Below are 23,361 nucleotides of genomic sequence, written 5' to 3'. Positions count from 1 at the left end.
TTGTGAGTAGTGTCTGATTAATCAGAGTGAAAGCATATAGGTTGAAGCAGTAAAATTCTCGATATGGGTATATTTGTCCATATTTCGAGTGGCAGAACACAAATGAGCTATAAAAGATTAACCCCCTGCATTTTCATCGATAAAGGAAAAGCAGTCCGGTGGTTCGACGATAAAGAAGTGATTGCAGACAATGTTATATCACTTGCAAAACACTACGGAGATATGGGCGCAGACGAGCTGATTGTCTTTGATTTGTCCGATTCCGATGAGGAGCATGAGCAGGCCTTTGACTTGATAAAAAGAATCAATCGTGTCATCAGTATCCCCATGATTGCCGGCGGGAATATCAGCAGGCAGGAAGATGTAAAGAAATTTCTGTATGCAGGCGCAAGAAGGGCTATGCTAAACTTTTCAAAGCCTGAGTCTATTGACCTGATTGAAGAGGTTTCCAAGCGGTTTGGCAAAGAACGGATTGCTGTGTCGCTAAATGATTTTGATGCCCTGTTCAAACAACAGCATCTCATAGAAGAGTGTGGCTCCGAAATTATATTCATGCACAGGCTGGATCTGAATTCTGTTATGAATGTGACTCAGGTTCCCTGTGTTGTAGTGACCGACACCATGGAGCAGGACGAAATATTGAAAATATTAAAAAATGAGGGCATAAAAGGTGTTTCAGGACTCTTTATCAGCCAGAAGGACATAGATTATCACGCATTTAAAGATATTTGTCTGGCAGAGGGCATCCATATGACTTCTTTTGAAAGTATGGTAGATTTTTCAGAGTTCAAATTAAATTCAGATGGTCTTTTGCCTGTAATTGTGCAGGACTATAAGACGAATGAAGTTTTGATGCTGGCGTATATGGATGAGGAAGCTTTTGACCACACCGTGAAATCGGGGAAAATGACTTACTATAGCAGAAGCAGAAAAGAGCAGTGGGTAAAGGGCGCCACTTCCGGCCATTTCCAGTATGTAAAGACCCTGACCATGGACTGCGATAATGACACACTCCTTGCAAAAGTAGAGCAGATAGGCGCCGCCTGTCATACAGGAAGCCATAGTTGTTTCTTCCAGCCTGTTGTAGGCAGCGAATATGATGTAAAGAATCCCCTTCAGGTGTTTGAATCTGTCTATGCCACAATTGCAGACAGAAAGCAAAATCCGAAGGAAGGCTCCTATACCAATTACCTGTTTGACAAAGGAATTGATAAAATTCTGAAAAAGGTAGGAGAGGAAGCAGCGGAAATCATCATAGCTGCCAAAAATTCTAATCCAGAAGAAGTTAAATACGAGATGTCAGATTTTCTGTATCATGCCATGGTATTGATGGTTGAAAAAGGAATTACCTGGGAAGACATCACAAATGAACTGGCAGACCGATAGTGATTAGCGAGGTCTTTTACGAGCTTAGCACGTAGGTCGTTCTTTGAGATTAGCGAGGTGTTTTCGAGCTTAGCGAAAAGAACTTCCTTACAGCGATAACGATTAGCGAGGTCTTTCACGAGCTTAGCACGTAGGTCGTTCTTTGAGATTAGCGAGGTGTTTTCGAGCTTAGCGAAAAGAACTTCCTTACAGCAATAACGATTAGCGAGGTCTTTCACGAGCTTAGCACGTAGGTCGTTCTTTGAGATTAGCAAGGTATTTTCGAGCTTAGCGAAGAACTTCCTTACAGTTACAACAAATTGCAGACAAGAAGTTCTAACAACTTCTCTGTGGACATAAGATAGGGTAGATTGATATAGCAGAGGTACATATCTTATGAATGAATCAGAAGAACGGCGCAGGGAACTTCTCCGACAGACAAGAAAACTTTATAATGAAGACGTTGGCATACCTGCAGTACATCCCCGGTATGGACATATTTATCACGACTTATACGGGGATGATGAAGAAAGAAGGCCCAAAAACAGTTTCTACTTTCGGCTGATTCTGGCTGTTCTGTGCTTTGTGTGCTATATATGGATAGATTATGGAAAAATTGATGTGGCAAATGTAAACAGTGAAAAGATAGTGAATCAGATAGAACACCAGCTGGAGTTAAAAGATATCCAGGCGGTGTGGAAAAATCTTTAAAAGGTTCTTCATCTCCGGGTGAAGAACCTTTTAAAAAATTAATTACATGATAAGATGTAGGGGTCAAAAGGTATTTTGCCCCCTCTAGGATAGGTTTAACTAGTGTGATACCAAACAAGCTATAAACTCTTTCGGTTTTTCTATGTGGATGCCATGCCCGCAGTCAAAGTGTACAACGCGGCAATCGGCAATCAGCTCCGTAACCTTTTTCAAATCTTCCTCGCTAAGTGCCGCCATTAAAATTCCGTCCTCATTGATATTGGTCTGCGCTTTCATAAACAGTGTTTGGCATTTTATATTCCGTAAGATGTCCTCATGTGCTATGCCGCAATGGAAACTGTCATTGTAGAAAGTCTCTCCAAATAGCGGATCGTAATGGTCCATGCCCTGAAAGCCGCTGAGTGCGGCTTTCGGCCAGAATGGAACTTTCAAATCTCTGTCCGGGTGCTTCGCTCTATATTTAGCGGCCATTTTTATCATGCTATGCTTTATCTTCTCCCGTGATTTTTCGGGAAAAAAATTCCACGCATATTGATTGCTGAAATAATACAACACAAAATCCTTATTTTCCGTCTGTTTGATAAAGCGGTGGCAAACTGTAGACAAGTCTATGTAATTAAAGCTACTCTTGCGGCGTTCTCCCTGTGAGGAAAAGAACGGTGAATCTTCCAAAACCAAATATCTGCACAGATCAGTCTTTGCAGCAATATAGGCGGTGATCAGACCACCGGAAGAATGTCCGAGAAGATAAACCTTTTCTTTTATGACATCTTCAATGAAGCGGATCACAGCGTTGCCTATATCCTCCACATTATATTTGCCTGCGTCGTGTAGACTGCCACCATGACCATAGCAGTCCACGGAATACACATGATATCTTTCGGAAAGCTGCTCCCATACATTTGCAAAGCTCTTTCCGTCAACGCCTTGGGCGTGAATGAGAAGTAGAGGCGGCGAGCTATTTTCAATTTCATAGTATTTCAGGCTGGCACCTTGATTTTGATAAAAACGTTCTATAATCATTTTGCAGTACCTCCGCAATAGCAGTAGCATTTTCCTCCATTTGGAAAACTTTCGTTACGCAACATATGTTATTTATTATACTCATACAACCCAGTAGTGTCAATAAACTTCAAATCTGCAGCTCTTTTTTTATCTGACGGCTCTGGCCCCAAAGATTGAGCTAATTCAAGATGCGATTGAAGAGAGAAAGCTTTTGCGCTTTCATTACTTTGCACCGAGTGGTTACAGTACCAGCAATGTCCATTGCTTTTTCTCCCCCTACCTTACATACTCCGGATAGTAACAGGATGAACTTATTAATTTTTCATACAGGATGAACTTATTAATTTTTCATATATGGCACAAGAACCGATTTTATGTTATACTTTTACTGTTATTTAGTTCTTTGCCTATATGAACAATAGGAGAATAATGGCAGAATTATACCAAAAAATAAAATAGTAATAATAGCATTAGACTTGAGTATGATTTACTAAGAATATTAAAGAAAGAAAAAGGCTACAACATGCGTAAATTAGCGTTAAATGATGATATATTATTAAAAGTTGAGAAACCGGCGCGTTATATCGGCAATGAGGTGAATTCGGTAAATAAGGATTCATCTAAGGTTGATATACGGTTTGCCATGTGTTTTCCAGACGTATATGAAATCGGAATGTCCCATCTGGGGATTCAGATTTTATACAATATGCTCAATCAACGTGAGGATGTGTGGTGTGAGAGAGTATATTCACCCTGGATTGATCTGGATAAAATCTTGCGTGAAGAGAATATCCCGCTGTTTGCGCTGGAGTCCCAGGATCCTGTAAAACAGTTTGATTTTCTGGGAATTACAATTCAGTATGAAATGTGCTACACCAATATTTTACAAATATTAGACTTAAGCCAGATTCCGATTCACAGTGAGGACCGTACCTGGGAGTACCCGATTGTGATCGGAGGCGGCCCCTGTACCTACAATCCGGAACCGCTGGCAGAATTTTTTGATTTGTTTTATATTGGCGAAGGCGAAACTGTATATGACGAGCTGCTGGATTTATATAAGACCTGCCGCGCTGAAGGGACAAGCCGTGAAGAGTTTTTGCAGAGGGCAGCCTGTATAGAGGGAATTTACGCTCCCGGGCTTTATGAAGCTTCCTACCATAAAGACGGGACGCTAAAGTCTTTTGTGCCCAGAATACCGGGGATACCCACAAAAATTAAAAAGCAGGTTTTCATGGATGTCACGAATGCCTCCTACCCCATGGCTCCTATTGTGCCTTTCATCAAGGCAACACAGGACAGGGTAGTGCTTGAAATACAGAGGGGCTGTATCCGGGGATGCAGATTCTGTCAGGCTGGTATGCTGTACCGCCCTACCAGAGAGCGGGATGTGGAAACCTTAAAGGAATATGCCCGCACCATGCTGAAGAATACCGGGCACGAGGAGATTTCTCTGAGTTCCTTAAGTTCCAGCGATTACTCTGAGCTGAAGGAGTTGGTAAATTTTCTGATAGAAGAATTCCAGGGCGAAGGGATAAATATCTCTTTGCCTTCACTGCGCATTGACGCCTTCTCACTGGATGTAATGAGTAAGGTGCAGGATATTAAAAAAAGCAGTCTTACATTTGCCCCGGAGGCAGGTTCTCAGAGGCTTCGGGACGTCATCAACAAAGGACTGACAGAGGAAAGTATTCTAGAGGGGGCCGGACAGGCTTTTGAAGGCGGCTGGTCTAAAGTAAAATTATATTTCATGCTGGGACTTCCTACGGAGGCGGATGAGGACATGAAGGGAATTGCGGTGCTTTCCGACAAAATCGCCAGAAAGTATTATGAAATACCAAAAGAGGAGCGACATGGGAAATGCCAGATTACCGCAAGCTCTTCCTTTTTCGTGCCCAAGCCTTTTACACCATTCCAGTGGGCGTCAATGTGCAGCAATGAGGAGTACATTCGACGGGCCTATGTGGTAAAGCATGCATTCCAGGAGCAGTTAAATAAAAAAAGCCTGAAATATAACTGGCATGACGCAGATGTCACTGTGCTGGAGGGTGTGTTTGCCCGTGGGGACAGACGTGTGGGAAAAGTCATTGAGGAGGCCTACAGACTGGGATGCCTTTATGATTCATGGACAGAGACATTCTCCAATGAAAAATGGATAGAAGCATTTTGCAATACGAAAACCGACATTGGATTTTATACAACCCGTAAGAGAGACCTGGATGAGTTATTTCCCTGGGATTTTATTGACATTGGTGTAAGTAGGAATTTCCTTAAGAAAGAGTGGGAGAGAGCAAAGCACGGCAGAATTACGCCCAATTGCAGGAGGGGATGTTCCGGCTGTGGTGCGGCACAATTTGGAGGAGGTGTCTGTTATGAAGGCGCGAATTAAATTCAGGAAATACGGAGCCTTAAGATTTATTGGACATCTGGATGTGATGCGTTTCTTTCAGAAGGCCATGAGACGGGCCGGGATCCCCATTGCCTTTACGGGCGGGTACAGCCCCCATATGATTATGTCCTTTGCAAGCCCTTTGGGGATAGGCCTTTCCAGCGATGGTGAATATTTCGATATTGAATTGAAAGAAGCTGTCTCCGGCAAGGAGGCCGTAAAACGTCTCAACAAAGTTATGGTGGAGGGCATGGAGATTATAAGTTTCCGACAGATTCCAGAGGAAAAGAAGCTGACAGGTATGGCAATTGTGGCGGCCGCTGATTACCTTACAACTTTGAAAAGAGGCTCTCTGCCGGAGAATTGGAGGGAAAAAACGTCTGTATTTTTAAAGCAGCCGGAAATCCGCATAGAAAAGCAGACAAAGCGTAGTGTAAATGAGGTGGATATCAGACCTATGATTTATAAATTTGAACCTTCCAAATCCGGCATCTATATGCAGCTTGCCGCAGGAAGTGTCCAGAATCTCAAGCCTGAGCTTGTTATGGAAGCTTTCTGCCGGTTTTTAAGCGTTGAATGGAAATCCGTAGATTTTCATCATCACCGGTTGGAAATGTATGCAGATGTGGGACAAGGCATTGAGAGAGAACTGAAGTCACTGGAAGATATGGGGTGGGAAATGGAGAAAGACACAGTATGATTTCAAGAAAAATTCTTATGATGAAGGAAGAAAATAAAATATGGATGTTCCTGCTGGAAGATGATGAAATTGTTGAGATACACTGCACTCCTGAAAGCAACAGAGGAGAACCCGTACAAACCCTGGGGAATATTTATGTAGGTAAAGTGAAAAATATTGTGTCCAATATAGGAGCTGCTTTTATTGAGATTGGAAACAAAGTGGAATGTTATTATGATATGAGCCAGGCCGACAGAGCCATATTTACTCACAAAAGTGGAAAAAAGGCACTTTGTGTCGGTGATGAGCTAGTTGTTCAGATCAGCAAAGAAGCTGTGAAGACAAAAGCCCCAACAGTCAGCAGTAATCTGAATTTTCACGGGCGTTATGCTATTTTGACTTCCGGAAATACAAGAATCGGAACCTCCGGCAAATTGCCGAAACATTTAAGAACACTGCTGAAAGAACAGCTTCAGCCCCTAAAAAATGAAGAGTATGGGATTATTATCCGTACCAATGCCAAGGATGCGCCCTTTTCTGATATCCTTGAGGAAATCAGAGAGCTGGAAAGTAAGTACTATGAAATAAAAAAAATTGCCCGGACAAGGACATGTTTTTCCTGTTTATCTCAGGAGCCTCCTGCCTATATATCATATTTAAAGAACGTCTACACGGAGGGACTGACAGAGATTATAGTTGAAGGAGATAAACTCTACGGCCAGGTCAGGGAATACTATGAAAAAGAACAGCCGGAATATTTAGTTAATCTCAGAAGGTATGACAGTAGTCAGCTTTCCCTGTCGAAACTATATAGTACCCATACTGTGCTGGACCGTGCCCTGGGACAGCGTGTATGGCTTAAAAACGGTGCCTATCTGGTGATTCAATATACAGAGGCACTGACAGTCATAGATGTGAATTCGGGAAAATTTGTTGCTAAAAGAGCCCCCTTGGAGACTTATTTAAAAATTAACCTGGAAGCGGCACAGGAAGTGGCAAAGCAAATACGACTCAGAAATCTCTCAGGTATCATTATTGTAGATTTTATTAATCTGGACGATGCAGCTGCAACCCATGAGCTGCTGAAAGATTTCCGCCATCATTTATCACAGGATCCCATTCAAACAACCTTGGTAGATATGACAGAGTTACAGCTTGTAGAGGTAACACGAAAAAAGGTCCGCAGGCCTCTCCATGAAAGTATTAAAGAGTAGTTATGTTTTACAAAATTGAACAGCCAGCCAAACTGCAGCAAATTTTTAGGCCTTTTATACAGGCTTGTTTATTTTCATTTTTTGGATTGTATACAATTATACATAAAATTTGGACTAGAGGATTTTTGTTGCGCTCACGCGAATTGGCCTGTAAATAGATTGAATTCTTGTATACAATCTGGCGTGGCGGCCACGTTAAGAGGAAAGATATGGCGCTTTTTTGAAAGTTATCCACAGAAGAATGCTAAAAACAAAATGTTATTCACAAAATGATTTGCTTTATGGAGGAATTGATATTATGAGTAAGAAAGAACTGAAAACAAATGCCATGCGTATTCTGGAAAAGCATAAAATTCCCTATGAATATCAAACGTATGAATGTGATGAGTTTATTGACGGCATTACAATCGCTGATAAAATGAATCTTCCCCACGACAGGGTGTACAAGACACTGGTGACTACCGGAAAGAGCGGAGAGCATTATGTATTTGTCATTCCCATTGAAGCAGAACTTCATCTGAAAAAGGCGGCCAAAGTGGTGGGAGAAAAATCTCTGGATATGCTTCCAGTAAAAGAAATTACCGCGGTGACCGGTTATATACGGGGAGGATGTACAGCTATAGGAATGAAGAAGGCTTTTTCCACCGTCATAGACGAAACTGTGGAAAACCTTGATTATATTTATGTCAGTGGTGGAAAACTTGGAATGCAGTTGAAACTTTCTCCCCAAGATTTGAAAAAGGCAGCAAATGCACAATATGCAGATATAATTGTATAAGTCTTCATAAAAGACAACTTTTTTGATAATAAATAAGAAAATATGCAGGATATCCTATTGAAATATAGTAACAGTTCAGCCATCAGCTCGATTCCGCTGCGCTTCATCTCACTGTGGCAGAGCGCCATATGAATTTTCGACAGCATATGCATACGAGAGCAAGCTTTCTTCTGCTTATGCTGTCAAAAATTCATATGGCTGAACTGTTGCAAAATATGCAGAAAAATGTAAAATAAGAGATTTACAAGAGAGAGTGACTGCGTTATAATAATGAACCAAGAACGCAGAAATCTTGCAAAGATGTTCTTTTGTCTGTATATTTGGAGGAAAATGCAATGAAAAAAGTAGTGAAATTTGGTGGAAGTTCTCTGGCAAGTGCCGATCAGTTCCAGAAGGCCGGCGAAATTATCCGCTCTGAGGAATCCAGAAGATATGTTGTGCCATCTGCTCCCGGAAAAAGATTTTCAAGGGATACAAAAGTGACAGATATGTTGTATAATTGTTATGATGCCGCAATGGGAAAGAAAGATTTTCAGGACATTCTTTCTGCAATTCAGGACAGATACAATGAAATTATAGAGGGACTTGGTCTTACTATTTCTCTGAACGAAGAATTTAAAATTATACGCGAGAACTTCATTAAAGAGGCGGGAAGGGATTATGCAGCCTCCAGAGGGGAATATTTAAATGGAATCATCATGTCTGCATATCTCGGATTTGAATTTGTGGATGCAGCAGAAGTGATCCGTTTTGACGAAGATGGAACTTTGAATGACACTGTTACGGGTAAACTGTTGTCCCGCCGCCTGGACAAGACTGAATTTGCAGTTATCCCAGGGTTCTATGGTGCAAAAAGGGACGGTACAATTGTCACATTTTCCAGAGGGGGGTCTGACATCACGGGTTCTCTCGTAGCATTGGCTATCTCTGCCGATGTGTATGAGAACTGGACCGACGTATCAGGTTTTCTGATTGCAGACCCCAGGATTGTTAGAGATGCAAAATCAATCGAAACTATCACATACAAGGAACTGCGGGAGCTTTCGTATATGGGAGCCAGTGTGCTTCATGAAGACGCAATTTTCCCTGTCAGAAAAGCAGGAATTCCGATTAATATCCGCAACACTAACGCGCCGGACGATGAAGGTACCTTGATCGTGGAAAGTACATGCAGAAAGCCCAAATATACAATTACCGGAATTGCTGGTACGGACGGCTTTGTGGCAGTCACAATTGAAAAGGCTATGATGAACTCTGAAATTGGATTTTGCCGCAAGGTACTGCAAGTGTTTGAGGATAATGATATTTCCATTGAACATATGCCTTCCGGAATTGATACAATGACAATCTTCGTTCACAAAGATGAATTTGAAGAAAAAGAACAGAAAGTCCTTGCAGGGATCCATAGTGCAGCCAACCCGGATCACGTTGAGCTAGAGTCTGACCTTTCCCTGATTGCTATTGTAGGCCGCGGTATGAGGGCAAACCGGGGCACGGCAGGAAGAATTTTTTCTGCACTGGCGCATGCTCATATTAATGTAAAAATGATTGACCAGGGCTCCAGTGAGCTGAATATTATTGTAGGAGTCCGGCATGATGATTTCAGAAGTGCCATAAAGGCATTGTATGAAATATTTGTAGTAACACAAATATAAAAAGAAAGGGAGCAAGTTCGAGATGAACATTTTGTTCTTTCTAAAACCTAAAAGTGAGGTCGCCTATATTTATGATGACTTTACACTTCGTCAGGTTCTTGAAACAATGGAGTATCACAAATATGCTGCAATTCCTATGCTGAACAAAGATGGCGAGTTTGTAGGAACTGTTACGGAGGGAGATTTGCTTTGGGGAATTAAGAGTCATAGAAATCTAAATTTGAAAAGTGCTGAAAAGATTTTTATTCGTGATTTTCCGCTCAAGGCAGGTTTTGATGTGGTAGCAGCAGATGCAGATATGGAGGATCTTGTAAAAAAGGCAATGAATCAGAATTTTGTGCCTGTCGTAGATGACCAGAATAAATTTATTGGCATCATAACACGCAAAAGCATTATAGAATATTGTTACAACAAGCTATTGACATTATAAGACTACATATGCTATACTACACCAGTATGCCGCACAGTGAGGTTTTAAAGTTTTGCCATCCGGCAGACACCGTAATTGGCGAGTAATGATAATAGGAGGTGCCATATGTACGCAATTATAGCAACAGGTGGTAAACAGTACAAAGTAGCCGAAGGCGATATCATTAAAGTAGAAAAACTTGGTGTAGAAGCTGGAGAGACTTATACATTTGACCAGGTACTTGCAGTGAACAATGACAAGCTTGTCGTTGGTAATCCTACAGTCGATGGTGCAACAGTTACAGCTTCTGTAGTTGGTAATGGAAAAGCAAAAAAAGTAATTGTTTATAAGTATAAGAGAAAAACTGGATACCATAAGAAAAATGGTCACAGACAACAGTATACTGCAGTGAAGATTGACAAGATCAATGCTTAGTCGGTGCCGGGATGATTAAGGTAACCATTTACAAGACAGACAGGCATGAATATATAGGTTTTGACGTAAAGGGACACGCAGGATTCTCTGATGAAGGGATGGACATCGTATGTGCCGCGGCATCAGCTCTCATCATTAATACTCTCAACGCACTTGAAAAGTATACATCGGATGAGATGTCTGTTGTTTCGGATGATTCCGATGCACAGGGACGGATTGAATTCCGTTTTACCGGGAGCGCAGGACCTACACATGATGCCGAATTACTGTTAGATACTATGATCCTTGGTTTACAGGAAATAGAAGAAGACAGCGATTATGAACCATACATTGATATTATCTTTAAGGAGGTGTAATAACCATGATGAAATTGAACCTTCAATATTTTGCTCATAAAAAAGGAGTTGGTTCTTCTAAGAACGGCCGTGACTCCGAATCAAAAAGATTAGGTGCCAAGAGAGCTGACGGACAGTTTGTAAAAGCCGGAAATATCCTTTACAGACAGCGCGGGACAAGAATTCACCCGGGTGTGAATGTAAAACGCGGCGGTGATGATACTTTGTTTGCTTTAGTTGACGGTGTTGTCAGATACGAAAGAAAAGGAAGAGATAAGAAGCAAGTTTCTATCTATCCTGTAGCTGAATAGTGCATAAGCGGCCTCAGACCTGATGAATGGTCTGGGGCTTTTATATAATAGAGAACGAATAAAGCGGCCGTGCTTCAGCGCGAGAGTCTGGCAAGCTAAACTCTTTATTCATTTATTAATAGTAAAAACAAAACTCGTATGATATAATAAAAAAGTTGAAAAGTGACAAAGATAGTAATAAGAAAAGGATATAGATTATGTTTGCAGACAGAGCTAAAATTTTTATAAAGTCCGGAAAAGGCGGAGATGGGCACTGCAGTTTCAGACGGGAGCTGTACGTACCTAACGGAGGGCCTGACGGAGGAGACGGCGGAAAAGGCGGCGATCTGATTTTTGAGGTAGACGGAGGGCTAAATACACTGGCAGATTTTCGGCACAAAAGAAAATATGCTGCCGGTGACGGGGAAGAAGGCGGGAAGCGCCGATGCCACGGAAAAGACGGAAAAGATCTTGTATTGAAAGTTCCGGAGGGAACTGTGGTAAAAGAGGAAAAGACAGGCAAGGTTGTTGCCGATATGTCTGGCAGTAACCGCAGACAGGTGATTTTAAAAGGAGGCCGGGGTGGTTTAGGAAACCAGCACTTCGCTACTGCAACCATGCAGGTTCCCAAGTACGCGCAGCCGGGACAGCCTTCCATGGAGCTTGAAGTCAATCTAGAATTAAAGGTCATCGCTGATGTGGGATTGATTGGATTTCCGAATGTAGGGAAGTCCACATTGCTTTCCAGGGTAACCAATGCTGACCCCAAAATAGCTAACTATCATTTTACCACCTTGAATCCAAATCTGGGGGTGGTTGATTTGGAAGGCACCCATGGATTTGTGATGGCCGATGTCCCAGGGCTGATTGAGGGAGCATCAGAAGGTGTGGGACTGGGGCATGAGTTTCTGCGCCATATTGAGCGTACTAAAATGATGATTCATGTTGTGGATGCAGCAGGAACTGAAGGGAGAGATCCCGTAGATGATATCTACAAGATCAATGCCGAACTGACGGCATATAACCCTGAGATAGCTATGCGCCCTCAGGTAATCGCAGCCAACAAGATCGATTTAATTTTTGACGGTGATGAGGACCCGGTGGACAGGCTAAAGGCTGAATTTGAGCCCAAGGGGATACGGGTATTTCCAATTTCGGGTGTGTCCGGACAGGGAATTCAAAAGCTTCTGTATTATGTAAGTGAACAACTGCAGCATATAGGTGAGAAACCTGTTATATTTGAACAGGAATACTTTCCGGAGGATGAGCTGATTTATGAGGATCTTCCGTATACAGTAGAAAAGGAAAACGACTTGTATATTGTTGAAGGTCCTAAGATAGAAAAAATGTTGGGATACACTAATCTGGATTCGGAAAAGGGATTTGCATTTTTCCAGAAGTTTCTCAAAGATGCGGGGATTTTGGAAAAATTAGAAAATGCCGGGATTCAGGAGGGTGATACAGTTAAAATGTACGGATTACAGTTTGATTATTATAAATAACAGTAACAGGAGAAAAAATAATGACCACAAAACAGAGAGCATATTTAAAAAGTCTTGCAATGACAATGGAGCCTATCTTCCAAATTGGTAAATCCAGTATAACACCTGGACTTACCGAGGCCATCTCAGAGGCACTGGATGCCCGTGAATTGATTAAAATCAATGTACTGCAGAACTGTGGAGATAACCCAAAGGAGCTGGCTAGTATGATAGGGGAAAGAACACATTCACAGGTCGTACAGGTGATCGGCAAAAAAATTGTATTATACAGAGAGGGGAAGGACGACAAGAAGAAAATCGTACTTCCGTAGGTAAGTATTATGAAAATTGGTATTATGGGAGGCACATTTGACCCAATTCATATAGGACATCTGCTTTTGGGTGAGTTTGCTTTTGAAGAATTTAATCTCGATGAAATATGGTTTCTTCCTAACGGTAATCCCCCACACAAAGATGCAGAAGAAATGGACACATCTTTGAAGCACCGGATTGAGATGGTTAAGCTCGCCATAAGCGGTTCCCCTCATTTTAAGCTTTCTCTGCATGAAGCGAAGGAGGGGATTCATTCGTATACCTACCAGACAATGCTGGATTTTCACAAGATGTACCCTGGAAATCAATTTTATTTCATCTTAGGGGCAGATTCTCTTTTTGCTATAGAAAAATGGAAGTATTTTAAAGGCATGTTTACCACTTGTACCATACTTGCTGCAATGAGAGATGATAAAGATGTAGGAGATATGAAGAAGCAGATTTCATATCTGAAAAAGAAGTATAACGCAGATATTGAGCTTTTGAGAGCACCGCTGCTTGAAATTTCCTCTACTACAATAAGAAAGCGGGCAGCTATGGGGCTTACAGTTCATTATATGGTCCCGGACACAGTTGCCGATTATATCAAAGAACATCATTTATATATGTAGATAAGCAGGAGGCATTCATGACAGAGGATATTATTACAGGGATTCAGAGAAAATTAGAAAAGCATTTAAGGCCGGAGCGGTACAGGCACACAATCGGTGTCATGTACACAGCTGCATCACTTTCCATGTGTCACAAAGGAAATATGGAGAAAGCTATGCTTGCGGGACTTCTTCATGACTGCGGTAAGGAGTATTCTATAAAAGAACAGAAAAGATTATGCAGAGAATACAAAATCCCTCTCACAGAATCGGAATTAAAGATGCCTGCATTGATACATGCAAAACTCGGGACATATCTTACGGAGCATGAATATAGTATAGAAGATTCAGAAGTTTTAAATGCTATCACTTATCATACTACCGGTAAACCAGATATGACGTTACTGGAAAAAATCATATATATCGCCGATTATATAGAGCCGGGAAGGATAGCAATCCCTGTTCTCGACAAAGTGAGATACGTTGCATTTTCCAACATTGAGGAGGCTGTCGCGTTAAGTGCAGGTTCCACAATTTCTTATCTGAAGAAAATGGGAAGAGATATTGATCCTATGACAATAAAAACTTATGAATACTATACAAAAAAATAAATTACAAGGAGGGTGTTATGGAAAAAGCAAAGGAAATGGCACATATTGCTTACAATGCATTGAATGAGAAAAAGGGTGAAGATATCAAAATCATTGATATTTCCCAAGTTTCCGTCCTTGCAGATTACTTTATCATTGCAAATGGAAGCAACGACAATCAGGTCAGAGCCCTTGTAGACAATGTGGAAGATTGTCTGCATAAGGCAGGGTATCAGTTAAGGCAACGAGAAGGATATGGTACGGGAAATTGGGTTCTGCTTGACTTTGGTGATGTCATTGTGCATATCTTTGATAAGGAAAACAGGCTGTTCTATGATCTGGAAAGAATTTGGCGGGATGGAAAAGACGTAAACATTGAAACTCTATAGACGAGCAGGAGAAGAGAGGCATTACTCTAAAAGCATGTTTCTTTTTCTCCTGCTTTTTTGAATTGCAGCATTTATTGCAGACAACTTGAGGCTTTCTCTACTCTAGAAAAAGCGGAAAACACCGATTACCTTGCCGAGAATTGATACCTCGTTTACAATAATCGGATCCATATCATCATTCTCCGGCTGAAGCCGATAATACCCCTTCTCCTTGTAAAATGTCTTGACAGTAGCCCCATCCTCTATAAGTGCAACTACCATGTCTCCATTGGAAGCCGTCTGAGCCTGCTCCACCAGCACCATATCCCCCTCAAGAATACCCGCATTAATCATACTTTCTCCCTTTACTTTCAGCATAAAGGTCTGATTATTGGGCATAAATTCCATTGGGATAGGAAAGTAATTTTCAATATGCTCCTGGGCAAGCAAAGGCTCTCCTGCAGCAACACTCCCAACGAGTGGAACATTTACCACTTCACGCCTTGTCAGATTGAATGTATCATCCAAAATCTCTATCGCCCTCGGTTTCGTGGGGTCTCTTCTTATATATCCATTCTTTTCCAGGGTTTCAAGGTGAGAGTGCACAGAAGAAGTAGACTTTAGCTCCACTGCTTCACAAATCTCACGTACTGAAGGAGGAAAACCTCTCCCCAGTATCTGCGCCTTTATGTATTCCAATATCTCCAACTGCTTTTTGCTGATCTTGCCCTGCGACATAACTCCCTCCCCGATTTCTATCTATCCGTACAAATTAATCTTGTAAACATATTATAATGTAGGGGTCAAAAGGTATTTTGCCCCCTGATACCTACGGATTGCTCCGCACTTTGTGCTCCCGCAATCCTAAAAACATTCGAAATCCGCCCTGCTCGGGCTACTTTCTCATGTTTTATGGGCCCCAAGGTCATGCTTTTTCATGCAAGCATGAAACGCATGACCTTGGAACCCTGGTATCATATTATCATACTTGAATTAAAAAAGCAAACACTTGTTACGAAAATATGTTCGAAAACCGTATTTAAAGTATTGACAAACATGTGTTCGTGTAATATAATTTATCTCATAGAGAACAAATGTTCGTATTTACTTAGACAAATAAACTTGTAAAATAGGAGAATACCACAGGGGGTGACATAATGGAAAGCAGAAGCAACAATATAAAGGCAGCCGCCCATAAGCGACAACAGAAATTACGCCGGCTCGTTATTATATCAGTTATTACTGTATTTATTGTTTTTGGTGCATGTGCACTGTTCGGAAGCATGCTGAGTTCAGCACACAACAGCAACAATGAGGAACCTGTTAATTTTAAATACTATAAAAGCATTGTGATTCAGCCCGGTGACACATTATGGGATATTGCAGGGACATACATTACCAAAGATTATGACTCTATACCTGACTATATACGGGCGATAAAGGAAATGAATTCTTTGGATTCAGATCACATTCAAGCCGGACAGAATCTAATGATTATGTATAACAGTACAGAATTTGTCAGTAAACAGTAATATTAGCCGGATTATTCTCAGTGATAGATTATTATGGTATCAATATGTAATCCCTACATATATTGATATATAAAACTCACCCAGAGACGCCATAAAGAAGATCAAAGTTTTCTTTATGGCATCTTTTCTATCTATACGACAAATACTGATTTTTCCAATAGATATAGACGAAAAACTTCAGATATGCTATAATAATGCTCAGTAAATGCTAAATTAACGCATGGAGGTGCCAAAATGTCTAATAAAGAAAGAAAAACTTATCATGAGCAGGCCTACATAAAGAATACACTGCGGCTCAGGGAAATTCTAAAAACTATGCCTTCTTTTGCAAAGGATTATTTTCGTGCCATAGAGCCTAAAACTTCCCCAAGAACACGAATATCTTATGCCTATGACATTCGTGTGTTCTTTCATTTTTTATTGGAGAATAACCCTGTATACAAGGACTATACCATGGATATGTTTACTGTAAAGGATCTGGAGCGTATTGAACCGGCCGATATCGAAGAATATGAGGAGTACTTGAAGGTTTATAAAGGTGCTGAGAATAAGCAAATTACAAATACGGAAAAAGGCCTTGCCCGCAAGATGTCTGCACTGAGAAGTTTCTATGCCTACTTTTTCAAGCGGCAGGCCATTTCAAAGAACCCAGCTTTGCTGGTAGATATGCCAAAGCTGCATGACAAAGCAATCATCCGGCTGGATGCTGATGAAGTGGCATCTCTTTTGGAATATGTAGAACACGGCGGTGACGACCTGACCGGTCAGCGAAAGGTTTATTTTGAGAAAACAAAGAACAGAGATCTTGCAATTTTGACTCTGTTGCTGGGAACCGGGATCCGTGTCTCCGAATGTGTCGGACTGGACATCCAGGATGTGGACTTTAAAAATAATGGAGTTAAAGTGACACGCAAAGGCGGAAATGAAATGGTTGTCTATTTTGGAGAGGAAGTTGAAAATGCATTAAAGATGTATATCTATACGACAAGACAGTCTACTGTTCCCCTGCCCGGTCACGAAAATGCACTTTTCTTCTCCTCACAGAGACGCAGGCTGGGGGTACAGGCTGTAGAAAATATGGTAAAAAAATATGCCAGACAAGTTACACCAAATAAGAAAATTACTCCTCACAAGCTGCGCAGCACTTATGGCACTTCGCTGTATAAAGAAACCGGTGATATTTACCTTGTGGCCGATGTTCTGGGCCACAAAGATGTAAATACCACCAAGAAACACTATGCGGCTATCGATGAGAACCGCCGCAGGCAGGCTGCCGGAGCTGTAAAGCTTAGAGAGCCATAAAATGATGTTGGGGTCAAAAGGTCGTGCGTTTCATTCTTGCATGAAAAAGCATGACTTTGGGACCCTGGTATCATAAAATTAGAGTTTTTTATCTTCAGCTTTAATACTTTCCTTGAGCGCTACATATTGTTCAATTGCCTTTGCAGTCCCTTCCACGCCGAGTTCACCGCTGTTCAGGCATAATTCATAACTTTCTGCATCTGACCATTTCTTATTGGTATAATAATTATAATAACTGGAGCGCTTCTTGTCAGTCTTCGCGATCATGTCCTTTGCCTTGGCATCTGTAAGGTCATATTTCCGTGCAATTCTGCGGATTCGAATATCCATATCTGCATTTATAAACACGGTGACCACATTCTCATAGGATTCCAGGGCATAATCTGCACACCGGCCTATTAAGATACATGGCCCCTCATCGGCAATTTTTTTAATCGCGTCAAATTGTGCCAGGAAAACTTTGTGATTAATCGGCATATCTGCATAAGTACTGCCGCTGTACCCCATAGAATAGGTGTCCATTACCAGAGAATACAAAAAGCTGTTAGTAGGCTTTTCATCATGAGTCTCAAATATCTCTTCACTGATTCCGCTTTCCTTTGCTGCACGCGCCAGCATCTCTTTATCATATAACTTAATTCCAAAATCATCAGCAACTTTATAGCCTATTTCACGGCCTCCACTACCGAACTGTCTGCCAATCGTAATAATCGTGTTTGTTTTCATATCAGTCACTCTCCTTCACGTCAAACAGCTTTTCTATTCCACCTATGTGGTCGTTACACTAATTATTATACAAGATGTCGGAAAATTTTACAATGTCTATCTCAGCTTATTCAGCAACTCTAAAAAGTATTCCGGGAGTGGAGCGTCAAATTCCATATATTTTCCGGTAGTTGGATGTATGATGCCAAGAGTTTTTGCATGAAGGGTCTGTCCCTCCAATTTAAACGGACATTTTGCCGGTCCATAGACAGTATCTCCTACTATCGGATGATGGATACCTGCCATGTGGACTCGTATTTGATGTGTGCGCCCGGTTTCCAGTTCACATTCAGTGTAGGTAAAGTTTCCGAAACGCTCCAGGACCCTGTAATGTGTAACAGCACTGCGTCCATGAGGGGCATTTATGCTCATTTTTTTCCGTTCTGTCGGATGGCGACCTATAGGAGCATCGATAGTACCAGTATCTTCTTTCAAATTTCCATGTACAATGGCATGATACTTCCTGGTGATGTTATGTTCCTTAAGCTGAGCTGCCAGTTTTCGGTGTGAGGCATCGTTTTTACAGATGAGTAAAGAGCCTGTTGTATCTTTATCTATCCGATGCACAATTCCTGGTCTTAATATACCATTGATCCCAGACAGATTATCCCTGCAGTGAAACAAAACCGCATTGACAAGTGTATGACTGTAATGTCCGGGTGACGGGTGAACTACCATGCCCTTGGGCTTATTTACAACCAAGATATCATTGTCCTCGTATAAAATATCCAGAGAAATATCTTCCGGCTGAATGTCCAGAATTTCCGGTTCTGGGAGGTACATGGCAATTAGGTCCCCGGAGCTTGTTTTGTAATTGGATTTAATGTTTTTTCCATTCACAGTGACTGCCCCATTGTCAATTAATTTTTGGATATAAGACCTGGAAATGTCGGGAACAGCATTTGAGAGGAACTTATCAATTCTCACCCCTGCTTCTTCTGCTGTAAAAAGTAAATTTTCCAACTGTTTCCCTCCTTTCTATTCTGCGTCTATTCTTTCTTGTGAGTGAAACAGCTTAATTCCTCTTCTTTATAATAGAAAAGAATCGCAAATCCAAACAAAATGCAGGAAACCACAACATAGCAGTCAGCTACATTGAAAATAGGAAAATCTATCAGTTCAAAATAGAAAAAATCCACCACATAATTCTGCCGCACCCTGTCTATCAGATTTCCCACAGCACCTGCGCAAACCATGACTGAACAGATACGAAGCAGATAAAACCGGGGCGTATGCGGCATACGGCCATAAAAATATCCAATCAGGCAGACAATCAGGATGGCTCCCAGACTGAACAAAACCTGTCTGTTCTGCATAATACCAAAGGCGGCTCCTCGATTTTCCAAATACTCCAATTTGAATACGCCTTTCCAGATAATAAAAGGCTCCTGATTTTTCAAGTGCAGGACGGCTAGATGCTTCGTAAACTGGTCTGCTAATATCAGTGCGGCACACCCTAGTACAGCCAGTAAATAACTTTGAATGTTTTTTATTTTCTTATTGTTCATTTTTTCCCTCATGCTTATACTCCTCTTAGTGAGGTTCTTTCGAACCTAGCAGTAAAGTACAACCTGCTGGCTTAGCGAGGTTTTTTCGAGCTTAGCGGCATAGTTGTGTTCTTATATATATTTATGGAGCAAAACAAAAATCCTATTCTTCTTTGTATGTGATACAATTCCTTTATACCTGAATTTTCCCATTCCCCTGACGGAAATAACATCCTCTTCTCTTACCTGGCAGGAGTTAGTTGTCATGAGTTTTCCATTGATGAATACCTTACCGCCTTCAATAAGGCCACTAAGCTTTGTACGTGAAGAAGAAAAAGCCAGTGAGAGAAGGCTGTCCAGGCGGACCGATGCGACAGTTCCCTTGATTTCCTCAAAGCGGGGAGAATACCCATAATCTCTAAGATTTATTCTGCTGAGTTTTACACTGGTGTGGCTTACTCTTCTTAATTCCTCCTGCAAAAAAGAACTAAGCCCGTCATCGATAAAAACAACCGCTTTTTCTCCTTCAATTAGAATATCACCCAATTTAGAGCGTTCAATTCCAAGGTTAAGAATTGCCCCCAGGTAGTCACGGTGTGTGAGAGCCTGCGCAAACTTTTCATGGAGCGGCACTATGCCAACAGCCACAAAGGGAAATCCAAGGTCTGCCGAATCTATCTTCCCGGTTCTACTAAAAGAAAGAGCATCAGGTAGAAATGCTGCCATCTGACGCTCTGCTGAGTCATATCCGCCAAAAGTTACATAAGCTGTATAAAGCTTATCCTTCGGCAGAGAATGCAAAATATTCAGTTCATTCAAATTTAAAAAATCCGAATATGTAATAACATTACGGTAGCAGGCCGTCCTTGACAACTCAATCAACCGCTTTTCCAATAATTGTTCATCCTTCAACATAGCAGACTTAATATCTTCCCCTTACATTAGCCGACTCCATGGATCCCCCCAATAAATCCTGCAAATCACCGGAGATATCCACATTCGTCGGTGTCACAAGAAAAATATAATTAGATATCTTCTGAAGGTTACCGTTAATCGCGAAAGTGGCACCGGAAATAAAATCAATGATGCGCTGTGCTATTTCCAGATCCATACCTTCCAGATTCAGAATCACTGTACGTCCTGCCAGCAATGTCTCTGTAATCTCCCTTGAATCATCCACGGATGAAGGCTTTACTACGCAAACCTCCATAGTGGCACTTCTCCTGGAAACAGGCTGACGCATAGGTGTCACCTTACCGCCCGCCGGTACAGATTTTTTCTCCTCCTGGATATCAAAATCGTCATATTCGTCCCTGCTGGACTTCTTGCCAAACAGCGAATGACGAGGTTTTTCATCAAAGTCGTCATTATCAAATTCGTCATCATAGAAATCGTCATCGTCATATTCATCGTCATTCAATTTCATGATGTCCAGAAATTTATCAAACACACCCATCTTTACACTCCTATCTTATGCACTCCCAATGCATAAATATATTTTTAAAGACACTTTCTGTTCCAGTTTATTATGCACTATATGCCGTAATTCCTGGCACCAAAGATTCCGGTCCCCACGCGAACAAGAGTTGCCCCTTCTTCAATTGCAACCTCGTAATCATTGGTCATCCCCATTGAAAGTATACTTACATTAACATTATCAATGTTTTTCTTCTTAATGTCAACAGATAATTTCTGTAAATTAGCGAAAATTAAGCGATTATCTTCAGGATTTTCAACAAATGGAGCAATTGTCATAAGCCCGCAAACCTTAATGTGATCAAATAAAGCTATTTTTTCAACAAATGGAATTACTTCATTTATTTTAAGTCCAAATTTACTCTCCTCTTCAGCCACATTCACCTCGATCAGGATCTGAGTCACACAATTTTTCTTTGCAGATTCTTTCTCAATAGTCTTGGCAAGCTTCAGGGAATCTACGGAATGAATCATTGCAACCTTACCAATAATATATTTTACTTTATTTGTCTGGAGATGCCCAATCATGTGCCATTGAATGTCTCCGGGAAGGGCGTCATATTTCTCTGTAAGTTCCTGTACTTTATTCTCGCCGAAAAAGCGTACGCCATGATTATATGCTTCCCAAAGGTCAGATACAGGTTTTGTTTTGCTTACAGCAATCAGCGTCACTTCATCCCGCTTTCTTCCGGCTCTCTCACAGGCAGCCTGTATTTTCCTTTCAACCTCTTCCAACTGCTCTTTTATCATTTTTCTCACCTCTCTGTTTAAAATACAACTTCATCTGCCCTGACAGAATTACCCTCCTGTGCAATATGGTCGTAATTGTACAGTCCGTATGGATCACCTTCCTGCACAATGTAATATTCATCACTTTCAGCTAAAATAGTGACCTGCCTGAATACAGCATATCCCTTATTAATGTTATAGACTCCCTTTAAGGCTTTTGTTTCAGACAATTCCATTGTCTCAGAAGATTCAGGTTTTATGAGCACTGTACCGGCCTTTATTTCCAGAGGACTTAAATACACTTTTTTATCCTTTGTGGATTTGTAGATATCAGCTGTCTGAAAAACAGCTGTCCCACCTTTTCCCCGGACCATAACCCCTGAAGACGAACTATTGCCGCCTGAGGTAATATATTCCTGAGGCACTACATAAAACTCCTGCTCTACTACACTGCTCCTGGGAATTTTTAATCCTCGTTCATCCTCCAGTATAAGCTCTACATTCAGGAACCTGTCATCGGCATAACGAATCATTGAGTTATCATAATCCAGCTTTCCGTAATATTCTGCACCCTTCTTCACAATGGAAAAATCAGCCCATATTGACTCACTGTCTTTGTCAATACGCGTTTTTACATAGCTCAAATCGGATAATTTCTTTGCTGTATCTTCATCTAGCTCTATAAGAACGGACCAGTCTTCACTTGCTATAAGCTTGTAGGCCGGCTTGTCCTTTTCAACCTTCATGTTATCTTCAAGGCTTACTTTCTTGTAGCTGCTCTTGTCAAAATCCTTTTTCTGAAAGGAATCTGCAGTCAGAGACTCATACCCGTCGGAATCTAATACAAGAATTCCGTCCTGAGGGGCCCTGTAAATGTTTACATCGCTGCCGCTGTCTGCAATCATTTCTTCTATACGGGAAGTTTGGGTCTGATTGGACGCAAACAGGAAGGCATTTGCAATCTCATTTTTTAAGGAATAAACAGACGAAAATTTTTGTGTATTAAAATTCTCATTAAAATTCTGCGTTTTAATTCTGAGTGTATCCTGCTGTTCCTGACTTAAGGGGACAGCTCCTTCTTTTGCTTTATCATCATAGGACATTTTTTTAGAGGAAACAACATATACATTGGCACCGGATTTTACTTTGCTGCTTTCACCCTGGCAATAATTGATGTATCCCGATTCTTCTGCATTTACTACTGTCTCATCCCTGATAACAAGTCCGTTATAAGAATGATCGTTGAGAATGCTGCCTTCGCGTACTTCATAGATAGATACCCTATCCTGCGTGGCATACATGATAACTGTTATTATAAGATAAATGAACACAATGGCAAAAATAAAAACTCCTATATTCATCTCACGTTTTCTTTTATATTGTTTTATGTTAATGGAAGTAATCTTTTTGGCCCGCAAAATATACCCTCCTGTAAATGGTACA

At 41.2% G+C, this 23,361-nt stretch carries 27 protein-coding genes; 18 read left to right on the top strand and 9 right to left on the bottom strand.

The window, feature by feature from the left end; genetic code table 11:
• Window positions 1-102: 102 nt before the first annotated feature.
• Together hisIE and EDD59_RS01575 are read left to right on the top strand one after the other, a co-directional pair.
• A complete protein-coding gene (gene hisIE, locus EDD59_RS01580) occupies window positions 103-1,386 on the top strand; it encodes a bifunctional phosphoribosyl-AMP cyclohydrolase/phosphoribosyl-ATP diphosphatase HisIE (protein WP_132378211.1) in 1,284 nt (427 codons plus the stop codon).
• Between the two features lie 375 nt (window positions 1,387-1,761).
• On the top strand, window positions 1,762-2,076 hold the full coding sequence (locus EDD59_RS01575) for a hypothetical protein (RefSeq protein ID WP_132378209.1): 315 nt from the start codon (window positions 1,762-1,764) through the stop codon (window positions 2,074-2,076).
• Window positions 2,077-2,175: 99 nt separating this feature from the next.
• On the opposite strand, the gene EDD59_RS01570 is transcribed toward EDD59_RS01575, so the two are convergent.
• Window positions 2,176-3,099, bottom strand: coding sequence for an alpha/beta fold hydrolase (locus EDD59_RS01570; protein WP_165920829.1), 924 nt, complete (start codon window positions 3,097-3,099; stop codon window positions 2,176-2,178).
• A gap of 505 nt (window positions 3,100-3,604) precedes the next feature.
• Here EDD59_RS01570 and EDD59_RS01565 point away from each other — a divergent pair.
• The 14 genes from EDD59_RS01565 to rsfS all read left to right on the top strand — a co-directional run bounded on the left by EDD59_RS01565 (window position 3,605) and on the right by rsfS (window position 14,648).
• A complete protein-coding gene (locus tag EDD59_RS01565) occupies window positions 3,605-5,470 on the top strand; it encodes a TIGR03960 family B12-binding radical SAM protein (protein ID WP_132378207.1) in 1,866 nt (621 codons plus the stop codon).
• Window positions 5,454-6,170: a TIGR03936 family radical SAM-associated protein gene (locus tag EDD59_RS01560; protein WP_132378205.1), complete on the top strand. Its 717-nt coding sequence runs from the start codon at window positions 5,454-5,456 to the stop codon at window positions 6,168-6,170. Before EDD59_RS01565 ends, EDD59_RS01560 begins: the two co-directional genes overlap by 17 nt.
• Complete coding sequence (locus tag EDD59_RS01555; RefSeq protein WP_132378227.1) at window positions 6,170-7,363, top strand: ribonuclease E/G; 1,194 nt, start codon at window positions 6,170-6,172, stop codon at window positions 7,361-7,363. The genes EDD59_RS01560 and EDD59_RS01555 overlap by 1 nt, the downstream gene beginning before the upstream one ends.
• 298 nt (window positions 7,364-7,661) lie before the next feature.
• The gene (gene ybaK / locus EDD59_RS01550) at window positions 7,662-8,141 is read left to right on the top strand and encodes a Cys-tRNA(Pro) deacylase (RefSeq protein WP_132378203.1); all 480 of its coding nucleotides are present in this window, start codon (window positions 7,662-7,664) and stop codon (window positions 8,139-8,141) included.
• 335 nt (window positions 8,142-8,476) lie between these two features.
• Window positions 8,477-9,796, top strand: a complete 1,320-nt coding sequence (locus EDD59_RS01545; RefSeq protein WP_132378201.1) for an aspartate kinase — start codon at window positions 8,477-8,479, stop codon at window positions 9,794-9,796.
• A gap of 22 nt (window positions 9,797-9,818) precedes the next feature.
• Window positions 9,819-10,226, top strand: a complete 408-nt coding sequence (locus EDD59_RS01540) for a CBS domain-containing protein (protein ID WP_132378199.1) — start codon at window positions 9,819-9,821, stop codon at window positions 10,224-10,226.
• 105 nt (window positions 10,227-10,331) lie between these two features.
• Complete coding sequence (gene rplU, locus EDD59_RS01535) at window positions 10,332-10,640, top strand: 50S ribosomal protein L21 (RefSeq protein ID WP_089985546.1); 309 nt, start codon at window positions 10,332-10,334, stop codon at window positions 10,638-10,640.
• An 11-nt stretch (window positions 10,641-10,651) separates the two neighbouring features.
• Window positions 10,652-10,996: a ribosomal-processing cysteine protease Prp gene (locus tag EDD59_RS01530; RefSeq protein WP_132378197.1), complete on the top strand. Its 345-nt coding sequence runs from the start codon at window positions 10,652-10,654 to the stop codon at window positions 10,994-10,996.
• Between the two features lie 5 nt (window positions 10,997-11,001).
• Window positions 11,002-11,286, top strand: a complete 285-nt coding sequence (gene rpmA / locus EDD59_RS01525; protein WP_132378195.1) for a 50S ribosomal protein L27 — start codon at window positions 11,002-11,004, stop codon at window positions 11,284-11,286.
• A 197-nt stretch (window positions 11,287-11,483) separates the two neighbouring features.
• Window positions 11,484-12,767, top strand: coding sequence for a GTPase ObgE (gene obgE / locus EDD59_RS01520; protein WP_132378193.1), 1,284 nt, complete (start codon window positions 11,484-11,486; stop codon window positions 12,765-12,767).
• A gap of 20 nt (window positions 12,768-12,787) precedes the next feature.
• Entirely contained in the window at window positions 12,788-13,078 is a 291-nt protein-coding gene (yhbY, locus tag EDD59_RS01515) for a ribosome assembly RNA-binding protein YhbY (protein WP_132378191.1), read from the top strand.
• A 9-nt stretch (window positions 13,079-13,087) separates the two neighbouring features.
• Entirely contained in the window at window positions 13,088-13,690 is a 603-nt protein-coding gene (gene nadD / locus EDD59_RS01510; protein WP_132378188.1) for a nicotinate-nucleotide adenylyltransferase, read from the top strand.
• Window positions 13,691-13,707: 17 nt separating this feature from the next.
• A complete protein-coding gene (yqeK, locus tag EDD59_RS01505) occupies window positions 13,708-14,280 on the top strand; it encodes a bis(5'-nucleosyl)-tetraphosphatase (symmetrical) YqeK (protein WP_132378186.1) in 573 nt (190 codons plus the stop codon).
• Between the two features lie 17 nt (window positions 14,281-14,297).
• Window positions 14,298-14,648 (top strand): ribosome silencing factor, encoded by a 351-nt coding sequence (rsfS, locus tag EDD59_RS01500; RefSeq protein ID WP_132378184.1) that lies wholly within the window; start codon window positions 14,298-14,300, stop codon window positions 14,646-14,648.
• Window positions 14,649-14,750: 102 nt separating this feature from the next.
• On the opposite strand, the gene lexA is transcribed toward rsfS, so the two are convergent.
• On the bottom strand, window positions 14,751-15,365 hold the full coding sequence (gene lexA, locus EDD59_RS01495) for a transcriptional repressor LexA (protein ID WP_132378182.1): 615 nt from the start codon (window positions 15,363-15,365) through the stop codon (window positions 14,751-14,753).
• A gap of 419 nt (window positions 15,366-15,784) precedes the next feature.
• On the opposite strand from lexA, the gene EDD59_RS01490 reads away from it, so the two are divergent.
• On the top strand, window positions 15,785-16,159 hold the full coding sequence (locus tag EDD59_RS01490; protein ID WP_132378180.1) for a LysM peptidoglycan-binding domain-containing protein: 375 nt from the start codon (window positions 15,785-15,787) through the stop codon (window positions 16,157-16,159).
• A 234-nt stretch (window positions 16,160-16,393) separates the two neighbouring features.
• Complete coding sequence (locus EDD59_RS01485) at window positions 16,394-17,461, top strand: tyrosine-type recombinase/integrase (protein WP_132378178.1); 1,068 nt, start codon at window positions 16,394-16,396, stop codon at window positions 17,459-17,461.
• A 78-nt stretch (window positions 17,462-17,539) separates the two neighbouring features.
• On the opposite strand, the gene EDD59_RS01480 is transcribed toward EDD59_RS01485, so the two are convergent.
• From EDD59_RS01480 to EDD59_RS01450, 7 genes are all read right to left on the bottom strand, one after another.
• Window positions 17,540-18,187 (bottom strand): cytidylate kinase-like family protein, encoded by a 648-nt coding sequence (locus EDD59_RS01480; RefSeq protein WP_132378176.1) that lies wholly within the window; start codon window positions 18,185-18,187, stop codon window positions 17,540-17,542.
• A gap of 96 nt (window positions 18,188-18,283) precedes the next feature.
• Complete coding sequence (locus tag EDD59_RS01475; protein ID WP_132378174.1) at window positions 18,284-19,189, bottom strand: RluA family pseudouridine synthase; 906 nt, start codon at window positions 19,187-19,189, stop codon at window positions 18,284-18,286.
• A gap of 26 nt (window positions 19,190-19,215) precedes the next feature.
• Window positions 19,216-19,734: a signal peptidase II gene (gene lspA, locus EDD59_RS01470; RefSeq protein WP_132378172.1), complete on the bottom strand. Its 519-nt coding sequence runs from the start codon at window positions 19,732-19,734 to the stop codon at window positions 19,216-19,218.
• Between the two features lie 111 nt (window positions 19,735-19,845).
• Entirely contained in the window at window positions 19,846-20,628 is a 783-nt protein-coding gene (locus EDD59_RS01465) for a YlmH/Sll1252 family protein (RefSeq protein ID WP_132378170.1), read from the bottom strand.
• 7 nt (window positions 20,629-20,635) lie between these two features.
• Complete coding sequence (locus EDD59_RS01460) at window positions 20,636-21,169, bottom strand: cell division protein SepF (protein ID WP_132378168.1); 534 nt, start codon at window positions 21,167-21,169, stop codon at window positions 20,636-20,638.
• A 77-nt stretch (window positions 21,170-21,246) separates the two neighbouring features.
• A complete protein-coding gene (locus tag EDD59_RS01455) occupies window positions 21,247-21,939 on the bottom strand; it encodes a YggS family pyridoxal phosphate-dependent enzyme (protein WP_132378166.1) in 693 nt (230 codons plus the stop codon).
• Between the two features lie 17 nt (window positions 21,940-21,956).
• Complete coding sequence (locus EDD59_RS01450; protein WP_207670354.1) at window positions 21,957-23,336, bottom strand: biotin/lipoyl attachment domain-containing protein; 1,380 nt, start codon at window positions 23,334-23,336, stop codon at window positions 21,957-21,959.
• Window positions 23,337-23,361 lie beyond the last annotated feature (25 nt).

Origin of the sequence: Muricomes intestini (assembly GCF_004346165.1) — a bacterium.
Classification (GTDB): Bacteria; Bacillota; Clostridia; order Lachnospirales; family Lachnospiraceae; genus Muricomes; species Muricomes intestini.
Note: the sequence above shows the minus strand (reverse complement) of the source record. Positions and strands in the feature narration are given on the sequence as shown.

Bases quoted from the DNA above. Each gene is read 5' to 3' on its own strand.
- hisIE (WP_132378211.1), top strand. From the start codon at position 103: ATGAGCTATAAAAGATTAACCCCCTGCATTTTCATCGATAAAGGAAAA.
- EDD59_RS01575 (WP_132378209.1), top strand. From the start codon at position 1,762: ATGAATGAATCAGAAGAACGGCGCAGGGAACTTCTCCGACAGACAAGA.
- EDD59_RS01570 (WP_165920829.1), bottom strand. From the start codon at position 3,099: ATGATTATAGAACGTTTTTATCAAAATCAAGGTGCCAGCCTGAAATAC.
- EDD59_RS01565 (WP_132378207.1), top strand. From the start codon at position 3,605: ATGCGTAAATTAGCGTTAAATGATGATATATTATTAAAAGTTGAGAAA.
- EDD59_RS01560 (WP_132378205.1), top strand. From the start codon at position 5,454: ATGAAGGCGCGAATTAAATTCAGGAAATACGGAGCCTTAAGATTTATT.
- ybaK (WP_132378203.1), top strand. From the start codon at position 7,662: ATGAGTAAGAAAGAACTGAAAACAAATGCCATGCGTATTCTGGAAAAG.
- EDD59_RS01545 (WP_132378201.1), top strand. From the start codon at position 8,477: ATGAAAAAAGTAGTGAAATTTGGTGGAAGTTCTCTGGCAAGTGCCGAT.
- EDD59_RS01540 (WP_132378199.1), top strand. From the start codon at position 9,819: ATGAACATTTTGTTCTTTCTAAAACCTAAAAGTGAGGTCGCCTATATT.
- rplU (WP_089985546.1), top strand. From the start codon at position 10,332: ATGTACGCAATTATAGCAACAGGTGGTAAACAGTACAAAGTAGCCGAA.
- EDD59_RS01530 (WP_132378197.1), top strand. From the start codon at position 10,652: ATGATTAAGGTAACCATTTACAAGACAGACAGGCATGAATATATAGGT.
- rpmA (WP_132378195.1), top strand. From the start codon at position 11,002: ATGATGAAATTGAACCTTCAATATTTTGCTCATAAAAAAGGAGTTGGT.
- obgE (WP_132378193.1), top strand. From the start codon at position 11,484: ATGTTTGCAGACAGAGCTAAAATTTTTATAAAGTCCGGAAAAGGCGGA.
- yhbY (WP_132378191.1), top strand. From the start codon at position 12,788: ATGACCACAAAACAGAGAGCATATTTAAAAAGTCTTGCAATGACAATG.
- nadD (WP_132378188.1), top strand. From the start codon at position 13,088: ATGAAAATTGGTATTATGGGAGGCACATTTGACCCAATTCATATAGGA.
- yqeK (WP_132378186.1), top strand. From the start codon at position 13,708: ATGACAGAGGATATTATTACAGGGATTCAGAGAAAATTAGAAAAGCAT.
- rsfS (WP_132378184.1), top strand. From the start codon at position 14,298: ATGGAAAAAGCAAAGGAAATGGCACATATTGCTTACAATGCATTGAAT.
- lexA (WP_132378182.1), bottom strand. From the start codon at position 15,365: ATGTCGCAGGGCAAGATCAGCAAAAAGCAGTTGGAGATATTGGAATAC.
- EDD59_RS01490 (WP_132378180.1), top strand. From the start codon at position 15,785: ATGGAAAGCAGAAGCAACAATATAAAGGCAGCCGCCCATAAGCGACAA.
- EDD59_RS01485 (WP_132378178.1), top strand. From the start codon at position 16,394: ATGTCTAATAAAGAAAGAAAAACTTATCATGAGCAGGCCTACATAAAG.
- EDD59_RS01480 (WP_132378176.1), bottom strand. From the start codon at position 18,187: ATGAAAACAAACACGATTATTACGATTGGCAGACAGTTCGGTAGTGGA.
- lspA (WP_132378172.1), bottom strand. From the start codon at position 19,734: ATGAACAATAAGAAAATAAAAAACATTCAAAGTTATTTACTGGCTGTA.
- EDD59_RS01465 (WP_132378170.1), bottom strand. From the start codon at position 20,628: ATGTTGAAGGATGAACAATTATTGGAAAAGCGGTTGATTGAGTTGTCA.
- EDD59_RS01460 (WP_132378168.1), bottom strand. From the start codon at position 21,169: ATGGGTGTGTTTGATAAATTTCTGGACATCATGAAATTGAATGACGAT.
- EDD59_RS01455 (WP_132378166.1), bottom strand. From the start codon at position 21,939: ATGATAAAAGAGCAGTTGGAAGAGGTTGAAAGGAAAATACAGGCTGCC.